This is a genomic window from Azospirillum griseum, from assembly GCF_003966125.1.
GTDB lineage: Bacteria > Pseudomonadota > Alphaproteobacteria > Azospirillales > Azospirillaceae > Azospirillum > Azospirillum griseum.
Window position 1 is genome coordinate 103152 of sequence record NZ_RXMA01000006.1, and the last position, 7251, is coordinate 110402.

Consider the following 7251-nt stretch of genomic DNA (forward strand, 5'->3'; position numbering starts at 1 on the left):
AATCCCTGCCAACCGGACGGCATCGTTCCGGCGGCTGCATGATGTTTGAGAAGTATGACGCATCGCCGCGCGCTTTGAACAGGGGCAAACGCGCGGATTCGAGGTCAAACGCAGCGCAGATGTGCGTTTTTTGATTGGCCGATCGGAAGAATTCAGCCCTTTGGTGCCGGTGCGGGCGCGGCTTTGGTGGCGGGCGGTGCACCGGGAGGCGCGGCGGGGGCAATCTCGCGCAGCAAAACCATGCTGACCCGGCGGTTGCGCGGGCTGCCCGGCTGTTCGGGAACCAGCGGATCGCGGTCGGCCCGACCGACCACGTCCTGGATGCGCTTTTCGTCGATGCCACCGGCGATCAACGCGCGGCGGGTGGCGTTGGCCCGCTCGGTCGACAGATCCCAATTGTCGCGCCCCGATCCGGCGGCGAAGGGCGTTCCGTCGGTGTGGCCGCTGATCGACAGCTTGTTGGGCAGCTTGGACAGCGCCTTGGCCACCTGTTGCACCAGCTGGCGGGTCTGCGGGTACATCTGGCCCGACCCACCGGGGAACATCGACACGCGGTCCTGATCGACGATTTGGATGCGCAGCCCCTCGGGGGTCTGGTCGATCATCAGATTTTGCGCCAACGGCTCCAGTTCGGGCACCGATTGGATCGCCTGACGGATTTCGGTGGCGGCCTGTTGGAACTGGCGGGCCTCCTTCTGGGCCTCCTGCAGTTTCTCCCCGGCCTCCTTCACCCGTTCGGCGAAGTCGGACAGGCGCTCGCCGGGTTTCTGGCCGGGGACGCCCAATTGCTTGGCCATCTCCTCCATCCGGCGTTGATAGTCCGCTCGCGACTCGTTGCTGCGCTGATCAGTCGGACCGCCGGCGCTGTCCTTGCCCGCATTCTCCTTGCCGGTGGTGTCCGCGTTGGGACGGCCGGGACCGGTGCCCGTGCCGGGTCCGGCGGTGGCCTCCGTCGGGTCGCTGGCGTCTTCGGTTTCCTGAGAGGAGTAGCCGGGCGGACCGGAGACCGGCACATCGGCGGACATCGGCGACGACGGGGACACCTGCGCGCCCGGCACCGTGATGGTCTTGCCGCCCAGCATGCCGCCGGACCCGGATTGCTCGCGGCTGACCGAGGCGGGGGAAAAATAGTCGGCGATGCCCTTGCGCTGGTCCGACGTGGTGACGTTCAACAGCCACAGCAGCAGGAAGAAGGCCATCATCGCGGTCACGAAGTCGGCATAGGCCACCTTCCACGCGCCGCCGTGATGGCCGCCGTGCCCGCCCTTCTTCTTTTTGATGATGATTGGCCGTTCGCCCTCGGCTGAGTTTCCGCTCATGCTGCCCATGCCAAGACGGCGCGAAGCGGACGGTCCGCCACCGCGTCAGCGCGTTGCCCCGCGCCGTGTGGGGAGGCTGACGCAGCTTCGTTAAAATCCCTTTAACGTTGTTCTCGGCCAACCCGATCCAGGGGCGAGGCCCTTGCGCCCACTGCGGGGCTAGGGTATTGCCAGGGTTCAACCATTCCGCCGTCACGCACAGGCCGCCATGACCTCCTTCCCGTCGTTTGATGCCCGCGCCTTCCGCAGCGCGCTGGGTTGCTTTGCCACCGGAATCGCCGTTGTCACGACCGTGGCCCCGGATGGCGCGCCGGTTGGGGTGACGGTCAACTCCTTCTCCTCGGTGTCGCTGGATCCGCCGCTGGTCCAATTCTGTCTGGCCCGCAGCGCCGGGACGCTGGCGGCGTTTTCGACGGCCAAATCCTTTGTCGTGAATGTCCTGTCCGCCGATCAGGAGGATCTCTCCGCCCGCTTCTCGCGCCGGGATGTGGACGACCGTTGGGCCGGTGTGGCGCAGGTCCCGACCGACAGCGGGGTCCCGGCGCTGGCCGGATGCCTCGCTACGCTGGACTGCGACCGCGAGCATCTGTTGGATGGTGGCGACCACGTCATCGTTCTGGGCCGCGTCCGCGCGCTGGCGTCGCGCGAGGATGGCGCGCCTTTGCTGTATTTCCGGGGCGGTTACGCGCGTTTGGGGTGATGGGCCAACGCCCGACAGCGCTTCACGATTGATTCGGCGTGGCCTGCGCTCCATGCTGAATTTTGCGGTGCAGCGTGGAGGGGGCGATGAATCCGTTTTTGCTGAAAAGCGACCCGGCGATTGACCTGATGCGGGCGACCTCGACGGAGTTTGAAAAGATTCTGTCCAAGGGCGCGATGGGACAGCCGCTGACCGTTGGCGATTACACCATTGTGCCGCTGCTCATCACCAGCTTTGGCATTGGCACCGGCGGCGGCAGCCTGTTGGGGGAATCGCTGGGCGGTGGTGGGGGGGGCGGCGTCATCCCCTGCGCGGTGCTGATCATCGGCCCGAACGGGGTTGAGATGAAGGTGCTGCCGCAAGAGACCACCAGTCCGGCGCACCAATCCATCGCGCAGATGGTGTCGGACGCGACCAGCGCCTACAAACGTGGCGCGCCCGACGCCTCCACCAGCGTCGCAGGCAACGCGGGCGTCAGCGCGTGACCCGCGCCAGATCCCGGCCGGTCAGGTGAATGTTGGCGTCGGGATCCAGCGCGCGGTCCAGAATGCGCAATTCGACCGCGCGGTCGAAGGCGTGGCGGTTCATGCAAACCTGCTGAACCGCCTCGTCTGGCTGCGGGCGGTGGCCCACGACGCTCTGCAACACCCGGCGGGTGACGAACACCCGACCGTGATACTCCCCGACCTCGACCGCGAATTCGACGGCGTCGGCCTCCTCGTTCCAGATCGGATCGTCGGGGAACACAAAGATCGGCATGCTGTCCTCGGGTGAAGGCTCACTTCAGGACATAGGTGATATCATAGCCGCTGCGCTTGAAACGGGTTTTCAGCAGGGTGCCGTCGGCGGCGTACCACAGATCGCGTTCGACATCGCCGTCGATGCGGTGGTGCTGCGCCTCGACCTTGCGGCCCCCGGCCTCGATGGTTTCGCTGCCCAGCGCCTTGACGGTGGTGGTGTAGCGCGCGCCGTCGATCACCGAGAACAGCGGGCTGCGCATCAGCACCTCCGCCGTCCACAGGGAGAGCGGCAGGGCGGTGGCGGGCAGGTCGGTCGGCTTGCCATCGGCGACCAGCGTGAAGCCGCCGGGCTTGGCCGTCAGCTCCAGCGTGTGGGGCGTGCCGTCGTCGTCGGTCGTCGCCTTCAACGACTCCAGGCTGCTCCCCTTCCACAGCTCCTCCCGCTTGTGGTCGTAGCGGAAGTTGATGAACAGCACCTTCACCCGCGTGCTGGCGGTGATCGTCACCTTGCTGCGGTCGCCCTGCGGCTCCACCCGCACCTCTTCGCTGCCGATGGGGTCGTCGCCCATCAGGATGGTGTAGGTCAGGGTGCGCGGCCCGGCGGCCGGCGCGGCGGTGGCGCTGGTGATCGATGCCACAGCCGTCAGCGGCAGCAGCAAAAGCGTGGCGGCGAACGTGGCGCGCAGCGGGTGCATCATGGCGTTTCCTCCCTTAAGACACATGTGGAGCAGCGGGCCGGGCGACTCTTGCGGTCGGTTACGGGATGGCCCTGTGTGTGCGTGCTGGGCGTCACTCGTCCAGCAGTTGGGCGAGCTTCATGGCGATGCCCATGGAGCCTTCGACCTTCAGCTTGCCCATGGTAAAGGCCAGCATCGGGTTCAGCTTTCCGTTGATGAGCTTGGCCAGATTGTCCGGCGAGATGCGGATCGTGCAATCGGCGTCCTGATCGCCCTGGGTGATGGCGACCGGGTTGGCGCGGGCGTCGAGATGAATGATCTCCCCATCCTTGCCCAGAACGAAGCGGACCGAGGCGTTCAGCCCGCGCAGCGCGGCGGACCGGGAACGCATCTCGCTCAGGATGTCCTCGACCATGACTGCAGTCTCCAAAGATTGTTTGTGCAACGGCCCTTGACAGTAAGGCTGAGTTACGTTTACGTCAACGGAATAACGAATAGGTTCCATGTGGCCCGCCGCACCGTCCCAACCGACGACCTCCGGGCGACAGCAGGAGCCAACGACACGCGCGCCAACCGCGAAGGGGAGCGAAACCGAATGTCCGACACGCTTGCGCAATCCGGCCGGTTGACCGGCGTCGACTCCTCCGCCGAACAGCGGCCCTGGCTGGCGCATTATCCCGACAACATCGCGTGGGATCAGCGCTTTGCGCCCGCCCCCCTGCACCAGCTGTTCGAGGATGCGGCCCGGCGATTCGCCGATCGTCCCTGCCTGGATTTTCTGGGGCGACGCTACCGCTACGCCGAGGTGGCCGATCTGGTGAACCGGGCGGCGCGTGGGTTCCAGGACATGGGTGTGGGGCCGGGGGTGCGGGTTGGCCTGTGCCTGCCCAATTGCCCGACCTACGTCATCGCCTTTTTCGGCATCCTGAAGGCGGGCGGGACGGTGGTGAACTACAACCCGCTCTATGTGGAGCGGGAGTTGGAGCACCAGATCGCCGACTCGCAGACCGACATCATGGTGACGCTGGATCTCAAGCAGATCTACCCGCGCATCGGCCTGATGCTGGAGCGTACCCGGTTGAAGCGGGTCGTCGTCTGCCGGATGTCGACCATCCTGCCCACGGTCAAGGGCGCGCTGTTCCGCCTGCTCAAGCGCAGCGAACTGGCCGCCGTGCCGCAGGACGACCGCCACATCGATTCTGACCGGCTGCTGGCCAACGACGGCGCGATGCGTTCGGTTGCGATCGATCCGCTGCGCGACGTCGCCGTGCTGCAATACACCGGCGGGACCACCGGCGTGCCCAAGGGCGCGATGCTGACCCACCACAATCTGCAAGCCAACGCGCAGCAGGTGATGGCGTGGTTTCCCGGCGTGGCGCTAGGGCAGGAACGCATGCTGGCGGTGCTGCCCTTCTTCCACGTCTTCGCCATGACGGTGGTGCTGAATCTCGGGCTGGCGGCGGGGGCCGAACTGGTGATGCTGCCCCGGTTCGAGGCCGAACAGGTGCTGAAGACCATCGCCAAGCGCAAGCCGACGCTCGTCCCCGGCGTGCCGACCATGTACAAGGCGTTGCTGTCGCACCCGCAGGTCGGGCGCTACGCGCTGACCTCCATCCGCTACTGCATCTCCGGCGGCGCGCCGCTGCCGATGGAGTTGAAGCGCCAATGGGAGCAGGCGACCGGCTGCGTGCTGGTCGAAGGTTATGGCCTGTCGGAAGCCTCGCCGGTGTGCGCCGCCAACCCGCTGGTCGGCACGAACAAGGAAGGCTCCATCGGTCTGCCGCTGCCCGGCATCACCGTTCAGATTCGCGGCCTGGAGGATCCCTCCCAAGTGCTCGGAGTCGGGGAGAAAGGGCAGGTCGCCGTGTCCGGTCCCAACGTGATGGCCGGTTACTGGGGGCGGGAGGAGGAAACCGCCCGGACCATCGTCGATGGCTATCTGCTGACCGGCGACGTCGGCATGATGGACGCGGATGGTTATGTCTTCCTGCTGGACCGCCTGAAAGACCTGATCATTTGCAGCGGTTACAACGTGTACCCGCGCGTGATCGAGGAGGCGATCTATCAGCACCCGGACGTGGTCGCCGCCTGCGTCATCGGCCTGCCCGACGAATACCGGGGGCAGACGCCCAAGGCGTTCGTGCAGTTGGTTCCGGGAGCCAGCCTGACCGCCGAGGCTCTGAAGGACTTCCTGCGTGACAAGATTTCCCGCATCGAAATGCCCACCGCCATCGAGTTTCGCGATGAGCTGCCGAAGACCGCCGTCGGCAAATTGTCGAAAAAAGAACTGGTTGCCGAAGCCATGCGGGCGAAGGCTGGATGACCCGAAGTCAGACCGTTGACGAAGACGTAAAGGGAAGCCTTATCATGTCGTCATTGCTGTGCTATGTCCCGCCGGTCGGACATGGCGTATGCGAACAAAGGTTATCCCAGGGATGGAACAGCTCTACACGGTCAATCAACTTGCGGAAGAGCTGGGCATCACGCCGCGCGCTCTGCGTTTCTACGAGGTCAAGGGGCTGCTGGCGCCCAACCGGGTTGGCAACAACCGGGTCTACACCAAGCGCGACCGTGCCCGGCTGAAGCTCATTCTGCGCGGCAAGCGTCTGGGCTTCTCGCTGGCGGAAATCCGCGAGTATCTGGACCTCTACAACGTCGATGGCGGGGTGGAGCAACAACGCAACCTGTTGAAGCGCGTGCAGAAGCGGCTGAAGGATTTGGCGCAGCAGCGCGAGGATCTGGAAGCGACCGTGTGCGAGTTGAAGGAAATCGAAGTGCAGGTGTCCACCAGCCTGGCGGATCGCTCCCCCGGCAAGGACGCCTGAGCCGGACGGCCCGACGCCGCCCCGGCACCGCCGACACCGGGGAGGAACGGGCCATGACGGAGCGGACGACACAGCGGGCGACAGGACGGACAGCGCAACGGAGCCATTCGGCGGATGGGGGACGGTCATGAACCTGATCTTCCGCCTGATCCGGGTCATGATCGCTGCGCTCTATGATCAGTGGCGCGGGCGTCGGTTGACGTTGCTGGGGGAATCGGCCTTGCGGTTCCGCGTCTGGCCGACCGACCTCGATCTCAACCTGCACATGACCAACGCGCGTTACTTCAGCGTGATGGATCTGGGGCGCACCGATCTGATGATCCGGGTCGGCTTGGGCAACGCGATCCTGAAGAACCGCTGGCAGCCGGTGTTGGGCGCGGCCAACGTCCGTTTCCGCCGATCCCTGCGGCCCTTCCAACGCTTCACCCTGGTCAGCCGCGTGCTGTGCTGGGACGACAAATACATCTTCATGGAACACCGGCTGGAGACTGCCCAGGGGGTGGCCGCCATCGCCGTGATGCAGGGGGCCTTCGTCGCCCGGGGATCAGTGGTCACGCCCGCCCAGGTCCTGGCGGCGCTGGGGGTCGATGACCCGTCGCCGCCGATGCCCGATGCGGTGGCGGCGTGGCAGCCGCTGACCGTTGCCGCCGTGACCTGACGCTCATCCCAAATCCAACACGCACAACCACTCAACGCCTGAGGAGGCCGTCACCATGAAAGTGCTGGTGCCCGTGAAGCGGGTCGTCGATTACAACGTGAAGATCCGCGTGAAGGCGGATGGCAGCGGCGTTGAGACCGCGAACGTGAAGATGAGCATGAACCCCTTCGACGAGATCGCCGTTGAAGAGGCCGTTCGGTTGAAGGAAGCGGGCACGGCGACGGAGATCATCGCCGTGTCGGTTGGGCCGACGGCCGCACAGGAGACGCTGCGGACGGCGCTGGCGATGGGGGCGGACCGCGCCATCCTGGTGCAGACGGACGCGGAAACCC

10 protein-coding genes are annotated in these 7251 nt (G+C 65.7%); 6 read left to right on the forward strand and 4 right to left on the reverse strand.

Translation table 11 applies throughout. The features are described from left to right. Positions 1–152 precede the first annotated feature (152 nt). Entirely contained in the window at positions 153–1319 is a 1167-nt protein-coding gene (locus EJ903_RS08695; protein ID WP_126614179.1) for a flagellar motor protein MotB, read from the reverse strand. Between the two features lie 208 nt (positions 1320–1527). Here EJ903_RS08695 and EJ903_RS08700 point away from each other — a divergent pair, with 208 nt between their 5' ends. Both EJ903_RS08700 and EJ903_RS08705 read left to right on the forward strand, forming a co-directional pair. Then, on the forward strand, positions 1528–2019 hold the full coding sequence (locus tag EJ903_RS08700; protein WP_126614181.1) for a flavin reductase family protein: 492 nt from the start codon (positions 1528–1530) through the stop codon (positions 2017–2019). 86 nt (positions 2020–2105) lie between these two features. Further along, positions 2106–2504 (forward strand): spore germination protein GerW family protein, encoded by a 399-nt coding sequence (locus EJ903_RS08705; protein WP_126614183.1) that lies wholly within the window; start codon positions 2106–2108, stop codon positions 2502–2504. On the opposite strand, the gene EJ903_RS08710 is transcribed toward EJ903_RS08705, so the two are convergent. From EJ903_RS08710 to EJ903_RS08720, 3 genes are all read right to left on the reverse strand, one after another. Next, positions 2494–2778: a DUF1488 family protein gene (locus EJ903_RS08710; protein ID WP_126614185.1), complete on the reverse strand. Its 285-nt coding sequence runs from the start codon at positions 2776–2778 to the stop codon at positions 2494–2496. The two genes, EJ903_RS08705 and EJ903_RS08710, sit on opposite strands and share 11 nt — an antisense overlap. A 19-nt stretch (positions 2779–2797) precedes the next feature. Then, the gene (locus EJ903_RS08715; RefSeq protein ID WP_126614187.1) at positions 2798–3457 is read right to left on the reverse strand and encodes a DUF6134 family protein; all 660 of its coding nucleotides are present in this window, start codon (positions 3455–3457) and stop codon (positions 2798–2800) included. 91 nt (positions 3458–3548) lie between these two features. Beyond that, complete coding sequence (locus tag EJ903_RS08720) at positions 3549–3851, reverse strand: SCP2 sterol-binding domain-containing protein (RefSeq protein WP_126614190.1); 303 nt, start codon at positions 3849–3851, stop codon at positions 3549–3551. A gap of 180 nt (positions 3852–4031) precedes the next feature. Here EJ903_RS08720 and EJ903_RS08725 point away from each other — a divergent pair, with 180 nt between their 5' ends. The 4 genes from EJ903_RS08725 to EJ903_RS08740 all read left to right on the forward strand — a co-directional run. Continuing rightward, positions 4032–5759: a long-chain-fatty-acid--CoA ligase gene (locus tag EJ903_RS08725; protein WP_126614192.1), complete on the forward strand. Its 1728-nt coding sequence runs from the start codon at positions 4032–4034 to the stop codon at positions 5757–5759. 112 nt (positions 5760–5871) lie between these two features. Further along, entirely contained in the window at positions 5872–6261 is a 390-nt protein-coding gene (locus EJ903_RS08730) for a MerR family transcriptional regulator (protein WP_126614194.1), read from the forward strand. Between the two features lie 127 nt (positions 6262–6388). Further along, complete coding sequence (locus tag EJ903_RS08735; protein WP_126614196.1) at positions 6389–6919, forward strand: thioesterase family protein; 531 nt, start codon at positions 6389–6391, stop codon at positions 6917–6919. 55 nt (positions 6920–6974) lie between these two features. Next, positions 6975–7251 (forward strand): electron transfer flavoprotein subunit beta/FixA family protein (locus tag EJ903_RS08740; protein ID WP_425455496.1); only part of this gene is annotated, 277 nt, incomplete at its 3' end.